Consider the following 24,864-nt stretch of genomic DNA (forward strand, 5'->3'; position numbering starts at 1 on the left):
TCTGATTCTTTTGAGACGTTCGTGGTCCGTCGCGCGCTACTTCTTCGCCGGTTGATACGACCCCGCCGGTGATCGCAGCCCAATGGCCATGCGGTTCCATGCGTTGATCGCGGCGATGACCCACGTCAGGTCGACGGCTTCCTTTTCGTTGAAGTGCGCCCGCATCGCTTCGTAAGCCGCATCGGGCGCATGCGTGTCGCCGACGCGGGTCAGCACTTCCGTCCACTCCAGTGCCGCACGTTCGCGGTCGGTGTAGTACGGTGCCTCGGCCCAAGCATCCAGCCCGTAGAGCCGTTGCTCGGCCTCGCCGTTGGCCCGGGCGTCCTTCCAGTGCATGTCGATGCAGAACGCACAGCCGTTCATCTGCGACGCCCGCAGCTTCACGAGGTGGATCAGGCCGTGATCCAGGCCGCTGCCGTTGATGTACGCCTCGACCCCGGACATGGCCTGGTACGCCTTCGGCGCGATCTGCGGAAAGTTGATTCGTGGTTGCATGAGCCCTCGTAAACGAAAAAACCATGCCCGTGGGGAAGCAAATTCTTCCCGTCGGCATGGCCCGTGGCAGAGACGCTCTGCCGCGCTTTAGCTGATGTGAGCTAAGGCTCACGGGCCGCAATCTGCGTTCAAATCGCCCTGGCAACCGTTCGTGCGCTGCCGTGCTAAATTTTCTGACTTCAAACTGTAGGGTGAGGGATGAACTCGGTCAAGAGTGGCGGTGTGGGAGGCGAAACACCCCCCGCGTGCTCGTCATCCTGAAGTACTCCGAAGGCTCTCTTCCGGCCGCACAGCGAATACGGGGGGAGATCCTTCGGAGTACCTCAGGATGACGGTTGGCGCAGCGTCCGGAATGCGCGCGGGCCATCAATCAATCCAGGCTACTCCACCTTCGCGCCGCACGTCGTGCAGAACTTCGCACCGGGCGCCAGGGCCGCGCCGCAGTTCGTGCAGAACTTCTTCGCAACGTTTCCGCCGTCCGCCGGTGTCGTCGGCGCATCGGGCGCCGGTGGGGTGGCAACGGGGGGCGTCGCGGGGGGCGCATCGGTGGCGGGGGCGCTGTCTCCCAGTGCTTCCACGGGGATGCTGGCCGGGTCGAACGTGATCGACGTCGTCGAACCGGCGTTCACCCAGAACGGCTCGGCGAACCGCTTGCCGGCGAAGGTGGTCACGAACGTGTACTTGCCAGGTTCCAACTGCTTCTCCGTTCCGAATGGCGCCTTGGCGAGCGGGTTGCCCTGCTCGTCGAACAGCTCGTACTGCTCCGGAATGCCGAAGACCGAGGACTTCAGCTCGCGCACGAGTTGCTCGCTGTTGTTGGCGGCCAGATACGTGCCGCCGGCCGCCTTGGCCATCGCCTGGAGCTGTTCGCTCCAGTCGGCGCGGTTGATGTCGAAGCCGACGATTCGCAGCTTCACGTTCGACAGCTTCCCGAACTCCGCAGCCGCCTTGATCGGATCGCGTCGCGGTTGCGAGTCCTCACCGCCATCGGTCAGCAGCACGCAGGTGATGGGCGACGCTTCAGTGCCCTGCATGCGCGCCAGGTCCTTGGCCGCCTCTTCCAGGCTGAACGCCAGCGGCGTCTTGCCGCGAGCGCGCAGGCCGTTGACGATGTCACCGATCTTCTTGCGGTCCAGCGTCGCCATCGGGACCAGCAGCTTGCTGTCCTCGCTGGCGCCTTCCTCGATCGCGCGCAGGCGATAGCCGTACGCGCGCATCGCGACCTCGCTGTTGTCCGGCAGCGCCTCCAGCAGCGCGCGGACGGCGTCCTTGGCGATCTCGAACTTTTGCCGGCCGGCCATCTCGACCAGCATGGAACCGGAGCAGTCCAGGATGACGTACAGCCGATTGCCCGGCGGCACCTCGACGGCGGTCTTCAGCAGGCCGGGGCCCGTCTTCTCGGTATGGCCGAGCGACTCGGTGGCGCGCGTCAGGAAGAGCAGCGCGAAACTCGTGGGGATCTCGGCGTGCAGCTCGCTCTCGGGCCCGCTGGGCCAGAACCACAGGCCCGTCTCCTTCTGTCCCTGAAGCAGCCACTCTGCGCCAAGCGGGTACCACTCGTACTCGCCGATGAACTCGGTGTCGAGAATGCGCCCGACGCGCTCGAGCGAGTACAGATAGTAGTAGACCCAGTCGTCCTTGTTCTCCGGATGGTTGTCGACCATGAAGCGGGCGTTTAACCATGCCAGACCACGCTCGACCGACTCATGGTCCCAGGGCTGTGCTTCGCCCAGTTCATGACGCGTGATGGCGGTGGCGCAGATGCCGGCGCAGGTCATGCTGCCGTAGCCGTAGCTGCTGCCATGATAAGACCAACCACCGTCGATATCACTTTGACGCTCCAGGTTCTCCTTGAGCAGGCGCTGGAACGTCTCGGGTGGAACGGCCACTCCACTGCGGCTTGCCGCATGCAGGCCAAGCAGCGCGTACTGCGTGACCGAGTTGTCACCGCTCTGTCCCGCTTCCCAAGGAGTGCGGCGCTTCAACGGCGCGCCACCGGCGGGGGGCTCGCCGGGCGGGTGGCCACCGGCGACCATCAGGGTCCGGCGTGCGGGGCGGTCCTGTGCGTTCAGGCCCGGCACGGGTTCGCGGCGGCCGTAGTTCCACGTGCCGTCCGAGCCTTGCTGGTCGAGCAGCCACTGGGCGCACTCGCGCAGCTTCGACGAGAACGCCGGGTCGCCGTACGAGTCGATGATCATGCAGACGATGCCGATCTCGTAGGTGCTGTGCCGAGCTGCTAACTCATACTTTGCGAGCATGCCACGCAGGTGGGCATCGAACGCTGGGTTCTTCTTGTGATAATTCGAGTGGACGAGCGCCAGCGCCACGAGGATGTCGTTGTCCTCGGCGCCGAACGGCTCGCGTTCCCGGTTCAAACGCTCGATCGTTCGCTTCCAGAGGCCCTCGGCACCACGATCGATGGCGGCGTTCACCATCGCGGGCGTTAGCCCGACGCCCTCCAGCCCTTGCGGCTGGCGCTCCTGCTTGGCCCGCACGCGGGCCGGGAAGAGCTTGTCGCCCACCTTGATCGTCACGCCCTTTTCAGCCTTCAACGGCTTGGCGGGCTCGGCCGGCTTCTGCGTGACAGCCGGCTGCTCTACTGCGGGTTGGGCGGGCGTGGCGGTCGCGACCTGTTCGGGCGTCGCCTCTGGCTTATCGGTCGCGGGCGCATCGGGCTTGGCGCCTGCATCCGCGACCGCAGCACCCAATGCGGGCAGGTCGATGATCTTCGCCAGGCTCAACCCGTTGTACGCCAGCCGCGGTTTGGCCTCGGCCGCGTCGATCGCGTAGACGACCTGAAAGCTGCGCGTCTCGCCCGCCGGCACCCAGTGCAGTTCGGCCGGCTGATGGACGCCCTGCGTCGTCACGTCGGCGTACGCCTCCTGTTCACCGGCCGACGTCGCGTACTTCAGCTGTTCCTTCGCCTGGAGGAACTCACCATCCGTCCCCGCGTTTTTCACGCTGACATCCAGCACGAGGAACTGCTGCCCCTCGGGCGCCTTCTGCCCCCCAAATTCCGGCGCCGCGGCGCTCCCGGTCACGGCCAGGCGGAACATCTCATCTGAGATCGCTTCGGAAATCGGTTTGCGTTCCACCAGCGCGGGGCGCGTGCCCTCGATCGGGAGCGTCAGCCCCTTTGGGCGGATGACCTTCCCCTCGGGCGTTTTGGCGTTCGGAACGTCGCAGCGCAGCTCGATGCTCTTGGTCTCGGCCGGCGCCAGGAACGCGATCGTGCCGCCGGTCGGCAGGTCGGGCAGAAAGCGGGGCGATTCGCCCAGCGGTGACAGTTCGGTAATGGCGGCGTAACCGTACTCTCCGTCGACGACGAGCGTGGCGTACTTCATCGCATCGGTCCAGTCGGCGACGGTACCGACCTTCATCTTCGCGCCGGGCTTGGCCTTCGGGTCGAACGCGCTGGCGTCGGCCTCGGTGGCGAACTCGCTGGTGGCGCGGAAGTCGACCGTGATGTACTGCATGCTCGGCGGCGCCGTGCGATCGGCCAACTTCGGCTGCTTCTGGATGCCATAGACGGCCGCGTTCAGCACCTCGTTCTTCACCGGTTCCGCAAGCGGCTTTTCCGTCGATGCGAGCGAGCCACCCGCGGGCACGACCAACGGCAATGTGAAGTGGCCGTGGGCGTAATCGTAAAAGCGGACCTCGAGTGTCTCCACCTCGCCCGCCGGCAGTTTGAAGACGGCGTTGCCGCGGACGGTCGAGCCAATGCGCTCCAGGCTGAAGTCGGCCGCCGGCACGTGGCCCGGCAGGTCGTTGGCCAGCGGGTGTAATCGCGCGGTCTGCCGCCCGTTGACGACGACGTACAGGTGGTCGCCGAGCTGCGGGATTCGGTATTCGGTGGGCGTTTGCCGCTCGCGCACGAGCGTGAGCGGGATGATGTTTTCGAACTCCACCTCAAGCACGAGCAGCGACCGACCCTCAGCGGCCTTCACCGGGCCGTACTCCTTGCGCGCAGCGAGGCGATGGACAGTGAAGTGGGCGGCGCGGTTACCAGCGGTCGCACCGTAGGGCTGCGACTCATCGCCGGCTAACGATACCGGTGGGGCGACCGCAGTCGTGGTGATTGGCTTGGCCGCCGCAATTGGGTCGGCGGCCGCGGTGGCGGCCGACAGGTCGATTGCTGCATCAGGCGTGACGGCGGCGGCGACGAGCTCGTGCCTTACCGGCGCTTTCGCGTCGCTCGTGACGAATGTGCGACCGATCGTGTAGCGGTTGGCCGGGCCCTGGATGATCCACGCGTTGCCGACTTGCATCGGGCGGGGGTCGGGCAGGCCGGGGCCCGAGCGGACGACGAACTGCACAGCGGGATAGGCCTTGGCAATCTCGCTGGCGAGGCCGACATCAATGCCCCACCCCAACACGACCACACCGTCCGCCTGCTCCTTGGCCGACTCGATCACGTCGGAGAGGCTCTTGAGCGGATCGCCGATGGCTAACCCCGGCGCCGGCGCGAACGACGTCATGGTGATGCCGGTGACGGCGAGCTTCTTGCCGCCCGTCTCCACGACGGCGAACGGCTTGGCGATGCGCTCCTGCCCACCGGCCCGGTAGACGTTGGCCGATACCACGGGCACGTGCGAACCTTCAACCACGGCGCGCACGGCATCGGCGCCCGAGCGTAAATCGACGGCGCCGAGGTTCACGGCCTCGTACCCCAGCATCGTGAACGCCGCGCTAAGGTCGGCGGCGTCGACGCGATGCGGGCCGATGGCGCCACCACCGGCCAGCATGGCCGCGGGCGCGTCGCCCTCGGCGGCGGCGGCAAGGCCGGCGGTGGTGACGATGAGCGGTGGGCCGGCCGGCTCGCCATTGACCGCCTGCGCCCAAAGCGGGCTGGACACCGTCGTGGCAAGTACGAACAAGCGCGAACACATCCGTGCGACTGCAGAACCTCGCATCGTCATCTCCCGAAACTCCGACCTTCCATGCCAACACGCTCGCGCGGCTCGCCGCGAGAGCCGAACTCGCTACTCGGCAGCCTTGTAACCCCAGAGGTTGATGCCGCCACCGATCGCGGCGTTGATCACACCCAGCGCCTGTCCGACGACGAATTTCTGGCTGGCCGACAGCGCCGCACGCCCGGCCAGGTTAACGCCGAGCGCGCCGGTTCCCAGGCCCAGAAAGCATCCAAGCATCTGGATCGCGTTGGCGTTGCGGGCCTTGCCCTGCAGCTTGCCCCCACCCTGCTTCTCGATCTCCCATTGCTGCAGGACCATAACGAAGATCAGGCACACGCCGACGATAAAGATCTGCATGCCGTACTCGACCATCGCGCTGCCTCGGCCCCCGTCACGCCGGCCGAGGATAGTGCCGGTCTCCGGATCCAAAGACCACCAACTGAGGTCGGCCGCGTCGATGTCATTTCCCGCGGCGGGGGCGGTGAACGCCAGCACGCGGTGACCGGTCGGTTCGTGCTTGCTGATCCAGTTGCGGTCGGACTCGGCGAGCGTCGCGCTGACCGATTGCGGCGCGGCCTGTCGGGGGTCGAACGCCACCATCGTGCTGCCGGCGAGGCGCAGTCGTTGCGTGTCCACCAGCGCCGACCGGCCCATCCCCGACTGGATCGACGTCTCGGGTAACACCGCCTCGGCCGCCGTGTCGAACACGCCTTGCCGCAGCGCCGCCATTGGCGCGGTCGCGGTGGCGTCGGCGTTGCGTGGCACGAAGCTCAGGCCGTTGTCGACGATGTCCATACCGAACCGCGCGCAGGCGTGCGCGCCGTCCTTGCGACCGCAGAACCGGCGCTCGGCGATCACCAGTTGCGGGCGGTCCCAAAGCGGGGCGACCTGCGGGTTCTCGCGAACCAACCTCGCCAGCCCCGCCTGCCGCACCTGCGCGAAGCCTGCGAGGAACGTGGGGAACGTGCTGCCGCGCGTCGTGGAGAGTTTGTTCAGCTCCTCGTTGGTCGTCTCGCCGTCCTGCAGCATCGGCAGCACGGCGTCGATCATCTTCACCGACTCGCTCAGCGCGTCGTGCGCGGCGACCGCGGGGTCGAGCAGGTGCGACTGCAACAGCATCTGCCACGACAGCATCGGGCTAAGCCGGTGCTCACCGGTCGTGTCGGCCTTCGTCAGCAGCACGCGCGACTGCACGCGTGGCTCGGCGCCGGGCGAGGTGAAGGTCATGCGGACGGCCAGATCGACGAACGTCGATTCCGGCTCGGCGGCGGCGTCATCACCGCCACCCATCAGGCCGCCGAACATGCCACCGGTCGCCTGGCCGATCTCGGCGGCGCCCTTCACCCGGCCGTCGGTGGTCATCTCGAAGACGTTCCCCTTCAGGTCGAAGACCCGCGATGAGAAGTTTCGCGCGCCAAGGCTGATGACCGCCTGAAAGCGTTTGATCGACATCAGCTGCTTGACCGCGGCTTCGGGGTCCATCTCGAGGAGTTCGGTCGCAGAGGGAATCTCCTCACCAGGGACGATCACCAGTGCCGGGGAGGCCCACAACGCGTCGGCCGCGATGATGGGCATCTCGCCGACGATCGTCTCCTGCTCGCTGCCCGGCTCACCATGACGGTAAACGATTTGGAACTGCACGGCGTGCTGCAACTCGGCGGGCATGGCGTCCATCGCCGCGCCGTTCTGGCCGCGAGCGGCATCGGTGGCCCCGGGGAAGCTGGGGTCGAGCGCCCGCCAGCCACCCTGGCCATCGCTCACCTCCACCCACACGTGGTCGGTGGCGCGGTCGGTCAGCTCGGCGACCCACTTGTCGTGCGGGCGACCGAGCTTGATGCCGGCTGCGGCGATCTGGTCCTGCAGGTACTTCAGTTCCGATTGGGTCGCGCGTTCGGCCTGGGTGATGATGTCGAGCGATGCGGCCTGTTGATCGGCAATGAGCCCGTCGAGGTAGGCCTTCTCAAGCCCAACGCGGGCCGCGAAGTCGGCGGGCACGCCTTCGGTTGCCGGGGCATTGGTAGGAACGAGTTCACCCAGCAGGCCGGCGAGCGGGTCGGTGGCGAGGTACTGGTCGACGAGCGTGCGCGCGGCGTCGGCGGGCAGGGTGCCGCGCACCAGTCGGGCGCCATGACCACCGGCGGCCAGCATCTCGACCAGCAGCAGGCTCTTGTCGAACGAGTTGGCCGCCCGGGCGGCCAGCGCCCCGCGCGAACCGCGCAGCACGCCGCGGTACGGTTCGTAGCGGACCTGGTCGCGGACGTACGAGAACATCTTGTCGACGTCGTTCCCCAGCGCCGCGGCGCGGGCGGTGACGTCGCTCGGCGACGCGTTCGGTTGACGAAGTTCGACCTTGGCGACCTTGGTCATCTGCTCGAGGAAGGCCACCGCCCGCTTCACTTCGGCCGTGCTATCAGCGTCGTCACCGGCCGCCGGCGCGGGCTGGGCGCGGGCGGTCGTCGCGAAGCCGGTCCAGGCGGCGGTCATGAGGACGGTGAACGTAAACCGGGCCAGACGGGAACAGAAGTCGTTTGAGAGTTGCATGGTCAAAGCTCCACCGCGCTGTTGGGCGGCGTAATGCGGGCGTGGGATGTCTTGTTCGCCGCGACGCGCGGGTTGGGCTGTTGGCACAACGTCGTCTCACGCGACCCGGTCGACGAGGAGCGCGGCACACGTACGGATATGCTCCCCGGCGGCAGGCTCCGGCGCGTCCCACATCACGACGCCGACCTGCGAAAGCCCGCGGCGGCGCGTTAACGGCGCCGCGGGTGATGTCAGAGCATTCCCGTTACTGGATCTTCGTGCCATCGACCGGGCAGAACTTCGCGCCGGCCTGCTGCGCAGCGCCGCAGCTCGGGCAGAACTTCTTGCCGGCCTGGGCGTCACCACCCGTGGCGGCAGCCGGGGCAACCGCGGGAGCAGCAGCGGCGGCGGGAGCGGCGGCCGGGGCGGCGCTGGCGGGCTTGGCCGGCTGGTTCGTCAGGAACCGGTCGATCTTCGGCAGGCTCTTACGGACGGCGTCGTCCAGGGCCAGGCGAAGGATCTTGCCCTTGTCATCTTCCGACACCTCGATGTCGGCATCGGCGTTGGCGCTGGCGCCCAGGATGTCCACGCCCATCGCGCCGGCGGTGTCGGTCTTCTTGTACTCGCTGAAATTCGAGACGAGCAGCGCGCCCGTCGTCGGGTCGACCAGGCGAATGTCCACGCCGGCCTCGGTCGTCAGCTTGACGTTCTTGCTCTTGATGTCGAGGCCACCGGCGTTGAAGAACTCACCACCGACCTGCGCCAGGCCAAAGCCCTTTTCGTTACGCTCGGTCTTCACGCGGAGGTTGGTCACCTTGCCCAGCAGCAGGTAGTCGACGCCGCGCACCTGCGCGGTCTTGGCCAGTTCATCGGACTTCACGATGCCTTCGAGGTTCTGCTCGTCCAGCAGCTTTTCCAGCTGGGCGCGCTCGATCACCTGGAATCGCTCCGTCTGATCCAGCAGCGTCGTCATCTGGTCGGCGGCGAGTGTGTCGAGGCCGCCGCCAGCCATGCCACCTTCGGCCTTCACGTTGAAGGGGGGCACGCCGACGCGCGGGCGGTTCACGCCCTGCGGCGCCGGCGGGTACTTGCCGACGTTTTCGGTCAGCACGTCGCGCTGGGCGGCTTCCTTGTTGCTCGAGCAGCCCATGAGGAGGCTCGACACGAGAACCGAACCAACAACGGCACCACGGCCGACCGATTTACAAACAGCGTTCATCGTATTTCTCCAAAGCGGCGGAACCCCCGCCGGTAGTGTGTATGACTCTTATGACGGGAAGTGGTTAGTGCAGACCTTGCTCCAGGAACTGCGACCGACGCTTTTCTACTGCTGCCCCATCGATCACAGTTGCGCCACCGTATTTAATATTGTGCCACACTTTTATCAAGCAGGTACGCAATCAATCGCAATTCTCTTAAAGCGGGCTCAGGTGGAAGCGGGAGGGGTCTCTGGACGTTCTACTTGAATCAAACACGTGTGTTCTGCACACCGCGTCGAAACTGGCCAGCGGTGGTGCCGGTCACCTGCTGAAAGACGCGCCCAAAATGGTTGGCTCGGGCGAAACCACAAGCATGGGCGACTTCCTTGATCGACAGGGTGGTGGTCGACAGCAGGTGGCGCGCAAGTTCGACGCGCAACTGCCTCAATCGCTCCGCCGGGCCGATGCGGTACGTCTCGTGGAACAACCGGCTTAGCTGACTGCGCGATAACCCAACGGCGCTGGCGATGTCGTCGACGGTGAGGGGCGACGAGAGTTGATGGCGGCAGAATTCCTCGGCCTCCTCGATGCGCCGGTCACGCGTCGCCGGCGTGGCGTCGTCGGCATCGGCACGGCGGGGTGCTTTCTCGTCCGCCAGCGCGCCCAGCAGTTCCCACAACGCTGCCATAATGCCCGCGTGCCGGGCCAGCCCCCCGCGCGACGCCGCCGACTGCAACCGATGCGCCGCCAGTTCGACCACCTTGCTCTGCGTGTCGAACCGACGGTCTCGTCCTAGGGACGCCAGAAACTGGCGTAAGGGGTTGTTGGGATCATCGGTGATGCGCAGGTCGATCAACTGCACGGTTGGGTCTACCCGGGGGATCTGCGTCACCACGTGCCACGTGTTGGCCAGAATCACGCACGCCGTGCCGACCTCGAGCGTCACCTCTTCGTCGTCGTCGAACCGAATGCCCATCGAACCGGACAACGCCCACAGCACCTGCACCTCGGCGTGCTGGTGGGCCCGGTGCCACTTGGCGGTGCCCAATTGGGCGATCGCCAGGTACGGCACCCCCTGCGCGGGCAACGCCAGCGTACGGGTAATCACATAAGCGGAAGCGGCTTTGGGCATGCGACGATCAGAGCATAGATAAGACGATATTTGCCTTGCGATGTCCAGCATTTATGGCAGATTTACAGCACCAGATCGCGGCCGATGCGGCATGCAGGTCTTTTGGAACGAACGGCTCAACGGAAGGTGCTCGATCTTATGTCCAATGCCATCCCGCTTATCGATTGTGATATTCACCCCGAGGCAACGAAGGACAACCCACTGGACCCGTTCGTCCCCGAGGAGGCGCGCGAGATGATGCGCCAGGGGCTCAGCGGTTCGCCTGGGACGGGCTATTCCAACCCGTTCGGTGTGACGCGGCGTGACGCCGAGTGCAAGGATCCGAACAAGATCGGGGTCGACCACCTCGATAAGTACGGCATTCGCTACGGCATCCTGCAACCGCCGGGCATGAAGGCCAGCCTGACCAATCAGCCCGATGCCGCCAACGCGATCGCCCGTGCCTGGAACGACTGGCAGATCAACACGTGGCTCGCCGCCGACAAGCGCATCCTTGGCAGCGTGTGCATCAACGTGAACGACCCGCAGGCCGCGGTGAAGGAAATCCGTCGGGCGGGCGCTCATCCGCAGATGGTGCAGGTGAACGTGAGCGGTGAAAGCCGCGACCTGTACGGTCATCGGCGGTACTTCCCGATCTACGAGGCGATGTCGGAGATGAACCTGCCGCTCTGCCTGCATCCTGGCCAGGAAGGGTCGATGAACAGCGCGACGCCGGTCGGCCGGCCGAGCACGTACTTCGAGTGGCACACGATTATTCCGCTCACGTTCCAAGCGCATCTGGTCAGCCTGGTGCTGGAGGGCGTGTTCGAGAAGTTCCCCAAGATGAAGCTCGTGCTGTGCGAGGGTGGCGTGGCGTGGTTGCCCCACACGATCTGGCGGATGGACAAGAACTTCAAAGCGCTGCGCAGCACGACGCCCTGGCTCCGCCGGGCGCCGAGCGAGTACGTGTTCGACCACGTGCGCCTGACCACCCAGCCACTGGAGGAACCGCAGGTCCCCGAGCAGCTGCTGTCGATCTTCGAGATCATCAAGGCCGAGCGCACGCTGATGTTCGCGACGGACTTCCCCCACTGGGACTTCGACGAGCCCACCCGCACGTTGCCGCGGGCGATCGACCCGGCGATGAAGCGTCGCATCTTCTACGACAACGCCGCCGAACTGTACGGCCTGCCGAAGGCCGACGCGCAACAGCCCGCCTCGAACACCGCCGCGTCTGCCGCTGCCGCCGGCGCGGCCGCAGCGGCGGCGGCGATCGCTCGCATGCAGGGGGCCAACGTATGAGCACCGCCAAACCCAACGAGAAACCGTTGCCGATCGACACGTCGTACGGCACGGAAAACAAGGCGATCGACTTCGCGTTCAAGGTTGCCTTCGAGGCGCAACCCCCCAAGGCGCGCAACGGCAAGCGCGTCACCGTGTGCGCCGCCAGCGAACTGCCGCCGGGCAAGCGGCGCATCGTGGAGGTGCCGGGCCACTCGATCGGCGTGTTCAACATCGACGGGCAGTTCCACGCCATCCGCAACGTCTGCCCGCACTACGGCGCGCCGCTATGCCAGGGCAGCGTCCACGCGACGCACAAGCCCGCCGAGGTGCACCAGTTCGAGCCGGCGCTGAACGGCCGAGTGCTGCGCTGCCCGTGGCACGGGTGGGAGTTCGATATTCCCAGCGGCAAGGGCCTGTATGACAAGAACAGCAAGGTGATGACTTACCCGGTCGAGGTAGACGCCAAGGGGGACGTCGTCGTCACCGTTTGATCAATGCGTCACGTGGGTAGGGGCAGGCCCATGAGTCTGCCCCTGCGCGTGGACGTTGCCCACCGCCTTGCACACCCCGGAGCGCCCGCCGAAGATTGCGCCCTATGCGTAATCTCCTGCCGTCGTCTCGCGTCCGCACCCCCTTCGAGAACCAGACCGCCATCATCCATGGCGGCGACTACAACCCCGACCAGTGGCTGTCGACCGTCCCGACGATCGTCGACGACGACGCGAAGCTGATGCGGCAGACGGGCATTAACTCGTCGAGCGTCGGCATCTTCGCCTGGGCCTCGCTGGAACCGGCCGAGGGCACGTTCACGTTCGACTGGCTCGATCGCGTGATGGATGCGCAGGCCGGCATCGGCAACCGCGTGATCCTGGCCACGCCCAGCGGCGCCATGCCGACGTGGCTCGCCGAAAAGTACCCGGAGGCCCGGCGGGTGGACGCCAAGGGTTTCCGCGCTCACTACGGTGGTCGGCACAACCACTGCTGGTCGTCGCCGGCCTATCACGATCGGGTGAAGGTCATCAATACGAAGCTCGCCGAGCGGTACAAGGATCACCCGGCGCTGTCGATGTGGCACATCTCCAACGAGCTGTCGGGCCACTGTTTCTGTGACCTGTGCCGTGGTTGGTGGGCGTCGTGGCTCGAGCAACGTTACGGCAAGCTGAAGGAAATGAACGACGCCCACTGGGCCTACTTTTGGTCGCACCAGTCGTTCGAATGGCGGCACGCCGAGCCGACGGACGAGGTGATGGACGGGCTGGCGCTCGATTGGATGCGCTTCACTAACGAACAGCTGATCGACTGGTACCAGTTCGAGGCCAACATCCTGCGGCCGATCACGCCCGGCATCCCGATCACCACGAACTTCATGACGACCACGCATGGCCTGAACTACCAGGCGATCAGCCGCGTGGTGGACGTGGTCGCCGACGACCAGTATCCCGGTTACGACCCATCGAACTCGCGCTTCGCGCGGTCGGCGGCGTACTGGTCGATGAAACAGGACCTGTACCGCTGCTTCAAGCCCGAGCGCACGTTCATGCTGATGGAATCGTGCCCCGGCGCAGTGCAGTGGCGCACGCCGCAGAAAGCCAAGCGGCCGGGCGTGCATCGGCTGGAAATGCTGCAGGCAATCGCCCACGGCGCCGATGGCACCTGCTACTTCCAGTTCCGCGCCGGCCGCGGTTCGTGCGAGAAGCTGCACGGGTCGGTCGTCGAACACTGGGGCACCGAACGACACACCGAAACGCGCCGCTACCGCGAGCTGCGCAGCCTGTCCGACACGTACGACAAGTTACCCGCGGTGCTCGGGACGTCGGTTCGTCCGCAGGTGGCGATCGTCTACGACTGGGAAAGCCGATGGGCTCAGCAGTTGTCTGGCGGCACCGGGGTCAGCACGCCGAACTGGCAGGCAAACACGCTGCACTACTACGACGAAATCGCCACCGAGCAGTACGAGCAATTCTGGCAGCGCGGCATCCCGGTCGACGTGATCTCGAACGACCGCGAACTGTCGCGCTACAAGATCGTGGTCCTGCCAATGCACTGGATGATGACGCCAACCTTCGCCGCCAAGATTCGCGCGTACGTAAAGGCCGGCGGCACCGTCGTCGCAACGTGGGACACGGCGATGGCCGACGCGCACAACCGCATGCTGCTCGGCGGATGGCCGGGCGAAGGGCTGGGCGACGTATTTGGCCTGTGGGTGGAAGAGGTCGACCGCCATGCCCACGGTACGCCGCGCGCCATCAGCGGCCTGCCCGGCTCCGGTGGCGACGTCGCTGCCCTCATGCATCTGACCGGCGCCACGCCCATCGCCACGTTCGCTGAGGACTTTTATTCCGGCGAGCCTGCGGTCACGCACCATGCCTTCGGCAAGGGGCAAGCCTACTTCCTCGGCACACGGCTGGATGCCACCGCCAGCGCCTCGCTGTACCAGAAATTGATCTCGGACAACGGCGTCACCCCGATCATCGATGCCGATCTTCCCGCGGGCGTCACGGCTCAATTGCGCGGTGCGGGGGATGAGGCATATATCTTCCTCATGAACTTCTCGGACGAAAAACAGAAGATCACGCTTCGGTCCGGCGAACTTCAGGATGTGGAGACCGGTGAACTGACCCAGAAAAAACTGACGCTTGAGCCGCTGGCAGCGAAGATCTATCGGGCGGTGTAAGCGGGGCGGCACAGGCAGGGCCGGACAGGGCACGGTTGTGCAGGGCACGGCGCAGGCTAAGTTGTCATCCCGATGGGAGCCTTGGCGACCTGAGGGATCTCCCACTGCCGAGAGAATTCTTGCCAATCGAGTTCCCTCCCGTCGCCTTTAGGCTCCGCTCGGGATGACACCCGGCGCGTCTCGCGTCGCGGGATCTAGTCCGACAGGCAGTGACTTGCCCTCTCCCGGAGGAACCGACAAGAAAGCCGCCTATCGATCGTTAGCCGTCACCCGATCAAACACGTTCGTCTTAACCGTCGCATACTTCCCACTCCCCGCGGGGCTCGGCAGTTGACCCAGTGCAGCCAGCACGTACCACGCCCCCATCTCGCCGTTATCCTCATCGGCGGGCAACGTCTCCGGCGTGTAAAGTCCGCGCATCACGCGCTCGATCCAACGGGCCGAAATCTCCGGCCGGCCCAACTGCGCCGGCAGGTAGAGGAACGCGTGCACCGGTTGATTCGAATGCGCGTACTGCCCGAAGCTCTTGCCGTCCGCGTCGACGGCAAGCGCCATCTCCGTCATCTCGTGGATCTCTTGCGGATAATGTCCCACCTCGTACCGCGGCGGCGTGTCGAACATCTGCTGCAGTCGAGCCATCAACCCATCGACGCCGCCGGACAGCTCTGCCAACCCCTGCGGATCGTGCGGCACGTGGAACGAGTGCTGCCACGGCCCACCTTCAACGTACGCACCGCCCCAGCCGAACTCGCTCCACGGTTTCTGCCATGATCCATCGCGATTGCGCGGTCGCATGAACCCACTGCCGGCGTGCCAGAGGTGCCGGTAGTTTTTGCTGCGTTGCACCAGGTCGGCCGCGTCTTCATTTCGGCCGAGCTTGGCTGCCACCTGCGCGATCGCCCAGTCGCAGTGCGCGTTGTCCAGCGTCCAGCTGACGCTGTACTTGCTCGCGTCGGCCGGCACGTATCCGAGTTCAAGGTAGTCCTTCAACGCCGCCCGACCATACCGGCCGTGGGTGCCGTCGATCGGTTCATAGGCGTTCTTGCGAATGGCGTCGAACGCCTCGGCATGGTCGAACCCACCGATGCCGTGCATCACCGCATCGGCGATCACGACGTCGCTGTGCGAGCCGATCATGCAGTCGCGGTAACCGGGGCTGCACCACTTCGGCAGCCATCCCCCTTGCCGGTAGTGCTGCAGGTAGCCATCGACGATTTCGCCGAAGCCCGCGCGGTCGATCAGGCCCAACAGCGGGTAGACCGTGCGATACGTGTCCCAGAACCCGTTGTTGGTGTAGAAGACGCCGGGCTCGACCTTCCCCGTGTGCGGGCTGTAATGCACCGGGCGATCCTGGGCATCGAACTCGTGACCAGCCATGGGGAAGAGGCCGACGTGCCACAGGCAACTGTACAACGTTCGACGATCACGCTCACTGCCGCCTTCAACCTGCACGCGATTCAGCCAACGCTCCCATCGCTGCCCGGTTGCAGCGGCGACGTCCTGAACGCTTCGATCGCCCACCTCGCGCGACAGGTTGAGTTCTGCCTGTTCGAAGCTGATCAGGCTCGTGCCAATGCACAGCGACACCGGCCCCGCGGTTCGAAGGCGCAAGTACGCACCGGCGCGCGGCGCGGTTGTCGATTGTGAACCTTCCTGGAGGCCAGCATCGGAGAGGGTACCGACGCCAACGACATCCGCGCCGCGCACCTCGGCGACGAAGTAGCAGGCAAAGTTCGCCGTCACGCCACCGCTGTTGCTCATCGACCGCCCATACACGCGAGTGTGACCGGCGTGCTGGCGAATCTCCATCGCGCCCGCGGTGTGCTGTGCCTCGCCCGTCTGAATGACGATGCCCGCCTGCTCGCCCGCATCGGCCGGGAACTGAAACTCGAATACGCCGCACGACCGCGTTGCGGACATCGCGACATCGACGCCGTAGCGAAGCAATCGAGTGCGATAGACGTTCGGCTGCGCCTGTGACAGCCGCGCGTCGTACCCGCTCGCCCGCTCTGCCGGCGTTGGGGCGATCGCACCGACGATCGGCAACACATCGAAGTGCCCAAAATCCCCCATCCAGGGCGATGGCGTCCGCGTTGCGCGGAAACCTTGCAGCTTCACCGCTTGCCGATCGAACAGGAAGCCACTGTCGTCAGTCTGTGGTGTCCAGTAGACCGTGCCGCGCGGCACACCGACGGCCGGGTACGTGTTGCCGGTGGAAAACGAATGACGGCTGTCCGTGCCCTGCAACGGATTAACCAGTTCGATCAAGCTCATGTGGTTTTAGAAGTTGAGGAAGGTGGAAAGGCCGGAGTGGGATTCGAACCCACGAATAACGGATTTGCAATCCGTCCCCTTAGTCCGCTTGGGTATCCGGCCGCGAATTTCGCAAGATAACAGCGGCTACGTATTCGGGCAAGTGACCCCGAACGCAGCCAAAGTGTAAGAACGCTATCGTCCCGTTCGTGCCCATTCTCCAATACGAATCCTGCCGTCGGCAAAACCAGGCAAAGCCAACAACATCGTTACGCAAACAAAAACGCCGCTGGCCTCGTTACGGGCCAACGGCGTTCGTTTCGAAGCGGGTGAAGGGGGTCGAACCCTCGACATTCACGTTGGGAACGTGACGCTCTGCCAACTGAGCTACACCCGCACGGCCGATATCGTAACCGGCTTAGCCAATGGGTCAAGATGGTGGGGAATAGCCATTATCAGATCAATTTACACTTAAGGCTCGATCGCATACACCTTCGCGCTGGCGGCGTAGGCGTTCACGTCGTGCTTGCGCACCAGATCGGCCAGGCCATCGTGAACGGACGACACCTCGGAACCGCAGCAAACGCTGCTGTTCGTCGCGGGGAGGAGGGTGAGCGGGGAGGACGTGACCGCCGGTGGAGCGCAGCAGGCGGATTGGTTGTCGACCTTTGAATAGGCGTTGAGATTCGCGCCGCTGTCGACCACGGCGACGTCTCTGAAACCGGTGTCGCGCAGGCGGTGATGTAGTTGGCAATGGGGATCGCGCCGGCGATGCAGCCAGCGTAGGCCACGACGCTTTCGCGCAGGTCGGCCGGGAGTGGTGGCTTCAGCGCGATGTCGCTACCGCCACGCGACCGCCGGGCTGCAGCACGCGCGCGATCTCGCGGAAGACGGCTGACTTATCGGGCGCGAGATTGATCACGCAGTTGCTGATCACGACGTCTACGCTCGCCTCCGCCAACGGCAGGCGATCGATGGGGGCCAGGTGGAATTCCACGTTGGTGATGTTGCCGCGGGTGGCGATGTCGACCATGACGCTCTGCATCCCCAGCAGCGGACCGAATAGGCGGTTCAGATCGGATTGCATTTGACTCCGGTCCGATCGGTGTTATAGATAGAGCAGTGAAGCATTCGTTCGCCACGTTCTCGTTTTGGTTTAGCGGTTATTTTTATCCGCTGCGAAACTGCGCGTTCTGAACTGGCATTAAGTTGATATTGATCTACTGAGCCTCAGGACGCGGTCCTGGGGCTTTTTTCGTTTTGGGTTGTCCCATGTTTAGTTGGCGAGCAGCGAAGCGAGGTACGAAATGATCGTCGTGATGAAGCCGGGCGCGACCGCGGAACAGGTCGAACATGTCGTGAGACTGGTGAACGAGATGAAGTTGAAGGAACAGGTGATCGTGGGATCGGAGCGCACGGTCATCGCCTGCCTTGGGGACGACCGCGCGAAGGACAAGGGCCGGCTGGAACTGGCCGGTGGCGTCGACAAGGTCGTGCCGATTCTGGCGTCGTACAAGATGGCGTCGTCGGAGGTGAAGAAGGATCGCACGCAGATCCCGCTCGGCGGCACGCTGGGTGGCGTGGTGGGTGGCGTGAAGGTGCCGGTGATCGCCGGGCCGTGCAGTGTCGAATCGAAGCAGCAGATCCTGGAGATCGCGCACGCCGTGAAAGAGGCCGGTGCCGTCGGCCTGCGCGGCGGGGCGTTCAAGCCGCGCACGAGTCCGTACGCGTTCCAAGGCTTGGCTGAGGAAGGGCTGAAGTACCTGGCTGAAGCGCGCGAGCAGACGGGCCTTGCGATCATCACGGAAGTGATGAGCATCGACCAGATCCCCGCCGTCGTGGAGTACGCCGACGTGATGCAGATCGGCGCGCGCAACATGCAGAACTACAATCTGCTGGCCAAGATTGGCCAGACGCGCAAGCCGGTGCTTTTGAAGCGCGGGCTGAGCGCGACACTCGAGGAATTCCTGCTGGCTGCCGAGTACATCCTGGCGGGTGGGAATTCGCAGGTCATGCTCTGCGAGCGTGGCATCCGCACCTTCGAGACGGATTACGTCCGCAACACGCTGCCCCTGGCGATCGTGCCTGAGCTTCATAAGCGATCGCACCTGCCGGTGGTGGTCGACCCGAGCCACGGCACGGGTAAGAGCCACCTCGTGCCCGACATGTGCCGCGCCAGCGTCGCCGCCGGCGCCGATTCGCTAATTCTGGAAGTGCATGACGACCCGGAACACGCGATGACGGACGGCGCGCAATCTCTGAACCTGAAGCAGTTCGCCGAGGTGATGAAGAGCATCAAGCGCGTCGCCGCCGCGGTGGATAGGGAAGTGTGAGATGGCAAACGTGTCTTTCGAGCTGCCGGAGACGATTGAGACCGAGCGGTTGATCATTCGTCCACCCCGACCGGGTGATGGGGCAGCGGTGAACGAGGCGGTCCGCGAGTCGTTTGCGGAACTGCACCGGTGGATGATCTGGGCGAAAGAGGTGCCGACGCCGGAGGCGTCTGAGGAAAACGTCATGGCCGCCGTCGCGAAGTTCGCCGCACGTGAAGACCTGCGGCTGCACTTGTACGACAAAGCTTCGGGCGCGTTAGTCGGGTCCAGCGGGCTGCACGCGATTGATTGGGCTGTGCCGAAGTGCGAGATCGGCTATTGGATGCGGACGAGCCGCGCGGGTCAGGGTTACGCGACAGAATCCGCGGCGGCGATTGCCGAGTTGGCGCTGGCGACGTTGGGGGCGCGGCGGGTGGAGATTCGTGTCGATCCGCTCAACGAGCGTAGCTGGCGCGTTGCCGAGCGCCTTGGTTTCACGCTCGAAGGTACATTGCGCAACGACGATCGCGGCCCGGATGGCCGACTGCGCGACGTGCGGATCTACGCGAAGGTGACGGCCGATCGCTGATTGACCGTCAGTTGGTCGTGAAGTTGTTCGCCTTCAACCAAAACGCCAGGTCCCGCGCCCACGGGTGCACGTTCGCGAAGGGTGGCTTGTCGGACAGGCCGATGCCATGGCGGCCCTTCTGATAAATGTGCAGGTCGAACGGCACGCCGGCGCGGCGCAGGGCGGCGGCGAAGTCCATACTGTTTTCGACGGGGACGGCCGCGTCTTCCCACGTGTGCCACACGAAACACGGCGGCGTGTCGGTCGTTACCTGCAGCTCGTTGGAGAGCAGCGTCACCAGTTCTGCCGACGGTTGCTCGCCGAGCAGGCTCGCCCGCGAGCCCGAGTGCGAGTGCGCGCCCATGGTGATGACGGGATAGCAGAGGATGCCGACGTCGGGCCGCGAGCTATGGTGGTCGATCGGGTCAGGCGATCGCGCGTCGCCGGCATCAGAGTGAGTCAACAGCGTGGACGCCAGGTGCCCGCCCGCCGATGAGCCCATGATGCCGACGCGGCGGGGATCGATGTTCCACTTCGATGCCATGGAACGCGTCAGCCGCACCGCGCGGGCGGCGTCGTGCAGCATCGTCGGGTGGCGGTAGCCATCTGTGCCCAGGCGATACTTCAGTACGAACGCGGCAATGCCGAGGATGTTCAGCCACTGGGCGTACGTCTCGCCCTCGTGGCCCGCTAGGTGACCGTACCCACCGCCCGGGCAGACCACGATCGCGGGCCGTGCTGCGGTGGGGTTGGCGGGTCGCGAGGTCGGCAGAAACGGCGTGAGCGTCGGCACGTCCTCGTCGCGCGTGCTAAGGGCGCCGGGAGCAGCGTCTGCCCAGAGTGGAATCGATTGGGGGTGGTTCGCGTCGGTCATAAGGGTGCGAACAGCTTACCGTGAAATCGGTGGTTGTTCGATCCGCCCGCTTGACCGTAACTTGTCGCCTATGGACTTCATTCGTCGAGTGGCGAGCTATCTCGGGTCGTACTCCCCGCTGGTGCTCGTGGGCATGCTGGTGGTGGTTGCAAGCGTCTACGGCTTTATCGAGCTGACCGACGACGTCCAGGAGGGCGACACCACGCACTTTGACGAACGCGCGATCGCTTGGATGCACGAGAACACGGGCCCGCGCTGGTTGCAGATCATGGGGCGCGATGTCACTGCGCTAGGCGGCGTGATCGTGCTGGCCGGCATGACGCTCGTGGTGGCGGGCTATTTCATGCTGGTGCGCCAGTATCACGTAATCGTCCTGCTGCTGGTCGCGACCATCGGCGGGGCGGCACTCAACACGGGGTTGAAGCATTTCATCGGCCGTGACCGACCCCCTGAAGAGGGCCGCGCCGTGGCCGAGATCAGCAAGAGCTTTCCGAGCGGTCACGCGATGCTGTCGGCGGCCGTCTATCTCACGTTGGGCGTGTTGCTGGCGCGCATGGCGAAGTCGCGCAAGGTGAAGATTTACTTCCTGAGCCTGGCCGTGCTGATCACCGTGCTGGTGGGGGTGAGCCGGGTGTACCTGCGCGTCCACTGGCCGACCGACGTGCTGGCGGGGTGGGTGGTCGGCCTGGCTTGGGCGATCCTGCTCTGGCTGGTGGCGACGTTCCTCCAGCGGCATCGCATGATCGAACAAGATGGGCGCGATACGGACGACATGCCGACCGAGACCGCGTGAGTGTGCGCACGTTCGCCGATCGCAGGGCTCACTTTTCGAGAAGCGGGTTATGCAGATGCACGACCGGCTGCCAGCAGTTGCAGTGGCTGTTGCCGGGCGGTGCCGATGGCGGGCCAGAGGCTGGCGACGATCGCGATGGCCATGACCAAGCCGCAACCGAGGCCGATGATGTCCCACGGCACGTCCATGTCGGGTGAGTAGCCGAGCGTGATCCGGCTGAGCTGCCGCGCGTTGAACGCCATTGTCATGCCCGCAGCCAAGCCGAGGCCGACGCCCACAAGCCCCAGTAGTACCGCTTCGGCGACCACCAGACGCAGTAATTGGGTCCGCGTGACGCCGATGCTTCGCAGCACGCCGAACTGCCATTGCCGGCTGCGCACGGAGGCCATCACTGTGTTCGCCACACCAAGGCTCGCCACTGCCATCGCGGCGAAGGCAACGGTGCTCACGAGCATAAGCAGGTTGGTCAGGCCTTTTTCGATGCGCGCCTTGATCTGCCGCACGTCGGCCACGTTCACGTTCTGTTGCCGCAGGTTGTCCTTCAGGCGCTTCAGGACGGCCTCACGCTCGGTGAAAAAGTCGAGGTTGGCCGCGAACAGGTAGGCGAAGTCGATGCCAAAGTCTTCCTTCGCGTCGGTCAGCGAGCCGAACACGCTGGCGGCCGTCCGCTGTTCCATTTGCCGGCCCATGTCGAACGTGCTGGCCATCACGTCCAACCCCGGCGACCAGACGATGCCCGCGATCGTGTAGTCGACCGTTCCATGCCGCGACGTGCGCAGCGGCAACTTGTCGCCGACCTTCAGGCCCTTCAGCTGGCGGAACTCGTCGGTCACGATGATGTGCCGCCCGAGCTTCAGCTTGGCCGTCGCTTCCTCGGACATGCGCTTCTGCTCTGAATCGCTAACGCTGCGGCCCTCGTCGTCGCGGAAGTCCAGCTCGAGCATCTCGAACATCAGGTCAGGTTCGAGCCCGAAGAACATCGTGGCATCGGGGAAGAACTGCAGCGCCGCACCGATACCGACCAACTGATTGCCCAACTGCGGCGATGCGATCGCGATGGGCATCACCTGGTCGCCGCGGATGCCCTCCGTCTGCCGGAGCGTGGCTTGGTCTTGCGGGCCAAGCGCGTTGGGGCTGAAGATGAAGACGTCGGGGAACTTGTTAGGCAGTTTCCAGCTGTTCAACGCCGAATTGCCCTGCACCTGCAGCACGGTGAGCACGGCCAAGCCCACCATGAGTGATGCGCACGTGCCCGCGGCGCGCCAGAGGCCGCCGGACAGTTGCTGGCGCAACAGCGAGTATTGCAGTCCGAACATTGCCGAAACCACCGGTCCCAGAACGCGTTCGATCACGATGACGAACAGCGGCGCCAGCAGGAAAAACCCGAGCATCAGTGTCGGCAGGCCAAGCAGGATGTGCGTGTAGAACCCGTACGTACGACCAAGGTCTTCCGGGTTGGCGATGCCGAGGGCTTGCCCTACGGCGACGTAGGGGAAGAAGACGATCAGCGAATCGATGCTGATCAGCAGCAGCCCGCCCACGATCGCGAGCCACGGGAACCGGCTGCGGCCGGTAGTGGCCAGGGGTGTCATGGCGGCCAGCGGGTCGACGCGCGTCGCCTGCCAAGCCGGTAGCAAGCTGGCGAGGATCGCCGTCACCGCCGACCCACCGGCGGCCAATAGCAGGCCACCTTGGTCGACGGTGACACCAGCGTGCTCGAAGATGTCTTTGAAGCGATCCAAACTGATCAGGATCTTCACGAACAGCAGCCCCAGCGGTACGCCGATCGCCACCGCGATGGCCGACAGGGTGATGGCTTCGATGACCACCAGCCACGCGACCTGGTTGCGCAGCGCGCCGATCGCGCGCATCATCGCCAGCGTGCGCTGCCGTTCACTGACGCCCATCGCCAGCGTCGAAAAGACGATGAACGCCGCCGCCGTCATCGAGACCATGCTGCCGAGGTAGCTGAGGGCTTCGATGGTGGCGAGGTTCTTTGCGATCGATTGCCGTTGTTCACTGGTAAGGCGCAGGCGAAGAGCGGGGTCGATCTGTTCGAGCTTTGCGTTCCAGCGATCGCGGAAGGCGATGGCGTCGGAGCCGCGTTTCAGCACGATCGACGCGCGGCTCAACTGGCCGGGCTTGTTGGGCGCCAGGAACTCCTGAAGCGTCGTCAACGGCACGTACATCGTCGGCATGTGCTGCGCGAGCATGCCCGGCTTGTGCACCGTGCCGACGACGGTCAGTTCCAGCTTGCGACCCAGGGCGGGCAGCGTCAGCGTGTCGCCGATCTCCAGTTGCAGCAGCTCGGCGACGACCTGGTCGATCACCACCTCGCGCACGTCGGACGACTCGAACCATCGCCCGCCGGTGACGCGGAGGCGGTCGACGTCGCGGTCGTCGGGCCGGCGCACCCCAATCACCTGTGCCTTTCGCGGTCCGCGGCGGCCGTCGCCGAACGCGTCCTCATCGGCCTCCTCATCGGCATCGGCCGTCGCGCCTTGCGTGGCAGGACCGGTGGTCGGGCGGGCGGGCAGGCGTGTTTCGGTCTCCAGTCGACCGATGACGCTCTGCACGTCGGGGTCGGCCATAAGGTCGGAGATGATGCCTTGGTCGACGCCGCCGCGCGGGTCGTTCTGTTTGGTGATCTGCGCGTCGCTCGTCCCCATCGTCTGCTCGAGGTAGCGCATCGCGACCGACTGCATCGTCTCGTAGCCGCTCGTCACCGCCACCACCAGGCTGACCGAGAACGTGATCGCGAGCACGGTCAGCAGCGTCCGCACCTTGCGGGCGATCAACTGCGATAGGACGAGCTTGGGAAGAAACATGATGATTTGACTTAAACGCGTTTATGTCTTTGACAGACGAGCCAGCACGATCCGTCATCCTGAGGTACTCCGAAGGATCTCCCCCGTATGGGGTTCGGGGAAGAAGTGATCCTTCGGAGTACCTCAGGATGACAAATCAACGTGAGCGCGTGACACTTCTGACGAATGCAACACGCGTCATTCATTGGTCCTGGAACGTCGCATCCTTACGATCGCTCGCCGCGACACCGTTGTTCATCGCCTCGTGATACCGCGCGGCCAGTTCCTGCCCGCTGCCGAGGCCCTCGGTGCTGAAGCGGTCGACGAGATTGCCATCACGAATGACGGCCACCTCTTGGGCGTACGCGGCGACGCTCGGTTCATGCGTGACCAGCACGATCGTCTTGTTATGAATGACCGACAAATCGCGCAGCAGTTCGCACACGCCACGGCTGTTGGCACTGTCGAGGTTGCCCGTGGGCTCGTCGGCGAGGATGACGGCGGGGTCGGTGACCAGCGCCCGTCCGATCGCGACGCGCTGCTGTTCACCGCCACTCATGGCGTCGGGCCGGTGATGTCGGCGGCCAGCGATGCCGAGGGCCTTCATCAGTTCCTCCACCTTGGCCTTGTGCGCCGGGGTCAGCCGGCCGTTCAGCATGAGCGGGAGCGCCACGTTCTCTTCGGCGCTGAGGGTGGGTATGAGGTTGAACGACTGGAAGACCAGCCCGATGTGCTTCCGCCGAAACAGCGTCAGCGTCTTGTCGTTCATCGTCGTGAGGTCGGTGCCGTTCACCAGCACCTTACCGGCGTTGGCGGTCGTCAACCCGGCCATCAGGTGCAGCAGCGTGCTCTTGCCCGACCCACTGGCGCCCATGATGGCCAGGAACTGCCCCTGCGGCACCTCGATCGAAATGCCGCGCAGCGCATCCACCGAGCGGTCGCCCTGGCGAAAGGTTTTTACCGCATGTTCAACGACCAGAGGCGACATTCTACTCCTGCGATTGCGCGAATTGTGGATGATAGTCGTGCCGTGCGGGGGTCACAAGCAGCGCTTTCGCAAG

Annotated in this window: 17 protein-coding genes and 2 tRNA genes; 6 read left to right on the plus strand and 13 right to left on the minus strand. The window is 65.0% G+C overall.

The window, feature by feature from the left end:
- Positions 1 to 36 precede the first annotated feature (36 nt).
- The 5 genes from VGN72_13000 to VGN72_13020 all read right to left on the minus strand — a co-directional run bounded on the left by VGN72_13000 (position 37) and on the right by VGN72_13020 (position 10,259).
- A complete protein-coding gene (locus VGN72_13000; GenBank protein HEV7300280.1) occupies positions 37 to 495 on the minus strand; it encodes a carboxymuconolactone decarboxylase family protein in 459 nt (152 codons plus the stop codon).
- Between the two features lie 380 nt (positions 496 to 875).
- Positions 876 to 5,372 (minus strand): VWA domain-containing protein, encoded by a 4,497-nt coding sequence (locus VGN72_13005; protein ID HEV7300281.1) that lies wholly within the window; start codon positions 5,370 to 5,372, stop codon positions 876 to 878.
- Positions 5,373 to 5,477: 105 nt separating this feature from the next.
- Positions 5,478 to 7,949 (minus strand): hypothetical protein, encoded by a 2,472-nt coding sequence (locus tag VGN72_13010; protein ID HEV7300282.1) that lies wholly within the window; start codon positions 7,947 to 7,949, stop codon positions 5,478 to 5,480.
- A gap of 244 nt (positions 7,950 to 8,193) precedes the next feature.
- The gene (locus tag VGN72_13015; protein ID HEV7300283.1) at positions 8,194 to 9,093 is read right to left on the minus strand and encodes a CsgG/HfaB family protein; all 900 of its coding nucleotides are present in this window, start codon (positions 9,091 to 9,093) and stop codon (positions 8,194 to 8,196) included.
- Between the two features lie 302 nt (positions 9,094 to 9,395).
- Complete coding sequence (locus VGN72_13020) at positions 9,396 to 10,259, minus strand: AraC family transcriptional regulator (protein ID HEV7300284.1); 864 nt, start codon at positions 10,257 to 10,259, stop codon at positions 9,396 to 9,398.
- Positions 10,260 to 10,397: 138 nt separating this feature from the next.
- On the opposite strand from VGN72_13020, the gene VGN72_13025 reads away from it, so the two are divergent.
- The 3 genes from VGN72_13025 (at position 10,398) to VGN72_13035 (ending at position 14,196) form a co-directional block, all read left to right on the plus strand.
- Complete coding sequence (locus VGN72_13025; protein ID HEV7300285.1) at positions 10,398 to 11,540, plus strand: amidohydrolase family protein; 1,143 nt, start codon at positions 10,398 to 10,400, stop codon at positions 11,538 to 11,540.
- Positions 11,537 to 12,013: a Rieske (2Fe-2S) protein gene (locus VGN72_13030; protein HEV7300286.1), complete on the plus strand. Its 477-nt coding sequence runs from the start codon at positions 11,537 to 11,539 to the stop codon at positions 12,011 to 12,013. Before VGN72_13025 ends, VGN72_13030 begins: the two co-directional genes overlap by 4 nt.
- 104 nt (positions 12,014 to 12,117) lie before the next feature.
- Positions 12,118 to 14,196: a beta-galactosidase gene (locus tag VGN72_13035; GenBank protein HEV7300287.1), complete on the plus strand. Its 2,079-nt coding sequence runs from the start codon at positions 12,118 to 12,120 to the stop codon at positions 14,194 to 14,196.
- A 249-nt stretch (positions 14,197 to 14,445) separates the two neighbouring features.
- Here the strand turns inward: VGN72_13035 and VGN72_13040 are convergent, their stop codons facing one another.
- From VGN72_13040 to VGN72_13060, 5 genes are all read right to left on the minus strand, one after another.
- The gene (locus VGN72_13040; protein ID HEV7300288.1) at positions 14,446 to 16,470 is read right to left on the minus strand and encodes a GH92 family glycosyl hydrolase; all 2,025 of its coding nucleotides are present in this window, start codon (positions 16,468 to 16,470) and stop codon (positions 14,446 to 14,448) included.
- 28 nt (positions 16,471 to 16,498) lie between these two features.
- Positions 16,499 to 16,572 (minus strand) — tRNA-Cys (locus VGN72_13045).
- 201 nt (positions 16,573 to 16,773) lie between these two features.
- A tRNA-Gly gene (locus VGN72_13050) sits at positions 16,774 to 16,846 on the minus strand.
- A 74-nt stretch (positions 16,847 to 16,920) separates the two neighbouring features.
- The gene (locus VGN72_13055) at positions 16,921 to 17,154 is read right to left on the minus strand and encodes a hypothetical protein (protein HEV7300289.1); all 234 of its coding nucleotides are present in this window, start codon (positions 17,152 to 17,154) and stop codon (positions 16,921 to 16,923) included.
- Positions 17,155 to 17,275: 121 nt separating this feature from the next.
- Positions 17,276 to 17,536, minus strand: coding sequence for a methyltransferase domain-containing protein (locus tag VGN72_13060; protein HEV7300290.1), 261 nt, complete (start codon positions 17,534 to 17,536; stop codon positions 17,276 to 17,278).
- Positions 17,537 to 17,756: 220 nt separating this feature from the next.
- Here VGN72_13060 and aroF point away from each other — a divergent pair, with 220 nt between their 5' ends.
- Positions 17,757 to 18,782, plus strand: a complete 1,026-nt coding sequence (gene aroF, locus VGN72_13065) for a 3-deoxy-7-phosphoheptulonate synthase (protein HEV7300291.1) — start codon at positions 17,757 to 17,759, stop codon at positions 18,780 to 18,782.
- A 1-nt stretch (position 18,783) separates the two neighbouring features.
- Positions 18,784 to 19,350 (plus strand): GNAT family protein, encoded by a 567-nt coding sequence (locus VGN72_13070; protein ID HEV7300292.1) that lies wholly within the window; start codon positions 18,784 to 18,786, stop codon positions 19,348 to 19,350.
- 7 nt (positions 19,351 to 19,357) lie between these two features.
- Here VGN72_13070 and VGN72_13075 read toward each other — a convergent pair whose 3' ends face one another.
- Positions 19,358 to 20,203, minus strand: a complete 846-nt coding sequence (locus VGN72_13075) for an alpha/beta hydrolase (protein HEV7300293.1) — start codon at positions 20,201 to 20,203, stop codon at positions 19,358 to 19,360.
- A 70-nt stretch (positions 20,204 to 20,273) separates the two neighbouring features.
- Between VGN72_13075 and VGN72_13080 the strand changes: the two genes are divergently transcribed.
- Positions 20,274 to 20,996, plus strand: a complete 723-nt coding sequence (locus VGN72_13080) for a phosphatase PAP2 family protein (protein ID HEV7300294.1) — start codon at positions 20,274 to 20,276, stop codon at positions 20,994 to 20,996.
- 47 nt (positions 20,997 to 21,043) lie between these two features.
- Here the strand turns inward: VGN72_13080 and VGN72_13085 are convergent, their stop codons facing one another.
- Positions 21,044 to 23,824, minus strand: coding sequence for an FtsX-like permease family protein (locus tag VGN72_13085; GenBank protein HEV7300295.1), 2,781 nt, complete (start codon positions 23,822 to 23,824; stop codon positions 21,044 to 21,046).
- Between the two features lie 181 nt (positions 23,825 to 24,005).
- Positions 24,006 to 24,791: an ABC transporter ATP-binding protein gene (locus tag VGN72_13090; GenBank protein ID HEV7300296.1), complete on the minus strand. Its 786-nt coding sequence runs from the start codon at positions 24,789 to 24,791 to the stop codon at positions 24,006 to 24,008.
- Between the last annotated feature and the right edge of the window lie 73 nt (positions 24,792 to 24,864).

The sequence above is a fragment of the Tepidisphaeraceae bacterium genome (assembly GCA_035998445.1).
Taxonomy (GTDB): Bacteria; Planctomycetota; Phycisphaerae; order Tepidisphaerales; family Tepidisphaeraceae; genus DASYHQ01.

Bases quoted from the DNA above. Each gene is read 5' to 3' on its own strand.
- VGN72_13000 (HEV7300280.1), bottom strand. From the start codon at position 495: ATGCAACCACGAATCAACTTTCCGCAGATCGCGCCGAAGGCGTACCAG.
- VGN72_13010 (HEV7300282.1), bottom strand. From the start codon at position 7,949: ATGCAACTCTCAAACGACTTCTGTTCCCGTCTGGCCCGGTTTACGTTC.
- VGN72_13020 (HEV7300284.1), bottom strand. From the start codon at position 10,259: ATGCCCAAAGCCGCTTCCGCTTATGTGATTACCCGTACGCTGGCGTTG.
- VGN72_13025 (HEV7300285.1), top strand. From the start codon at position 10,398: ATGTCCAATGCCATCCCGCTTATCGATTGTGATATTCACCCCGAGGCA.
- VGN72_13030 (HEV7300286.1), top strand. From the start codon at position 11,537: ATGAGCACCGCCAAACCCAACGAGAAACCGTTGCCGATCGACACGTCG.
- VGN72_13035 (HEV7300287.1), top strand. From the start codon at position 12,118: ATGCGTAATCTCCTGCCGTCGTCTCGCGTCCGCACCCCCTTCGAGAAC.
- VGN72_13040 (HEV7300288.1), bottom strand. From the start codon at position 16,470: ATGAGCTTGATCGAACTGGTTAATCCGTTGCAGGGCACGGACAGCCGT.
- VGN72_13060 (HEV7300290.1), bottom strand. From the start codon at position 17,536: ATGCAATCCGATCTGAACCGCCTATTCGGTCCGCTGCTGGGGATGCAG.
- aroF (HEV7300291.1), top strand. From the start codon at position 17,757: ATGATCGTCGTGATGAAGCCGGGCGCGACCGCGGAACAGGTCGAACAT.
- VGN72_13070 (HEV7300292.1), top strand. From the start codon at position 18,784: ATGGCAAACGTGTCTTTCGAGCTGCCGGAGACGATTGAGACCGAGCGG.
- VGN72_13075 (HEV7300293.1), bottom strand. From the start codon at position 20,203: ATGACCGACGCGAACCACCCCCAATCGATTCCACTCTGGGCAGACGCT.
- VGN72_13080 (HEV7300294.1), top strand. From the start codon at position 20,274: ATGGACTTCATTCGTCGAGTGGCGAGCTATCTCGGGTCGTACTCCCCG.
- VGN72_13085 (HEV7300295.1), bottom strand. From the start codon at position 23,824: ATGTTTCTTCCCAAGCTCGTCCTATCGCAGTTGATCGCCCGCAAGGTG.
- VGN72_13090 (HEV7300296.1), bottom strand. From the start codon at position 24,791: ATGTCGCCTCTGGTCGTTGAACATGCGGTAAAAACCTTTCGCCAGGGC.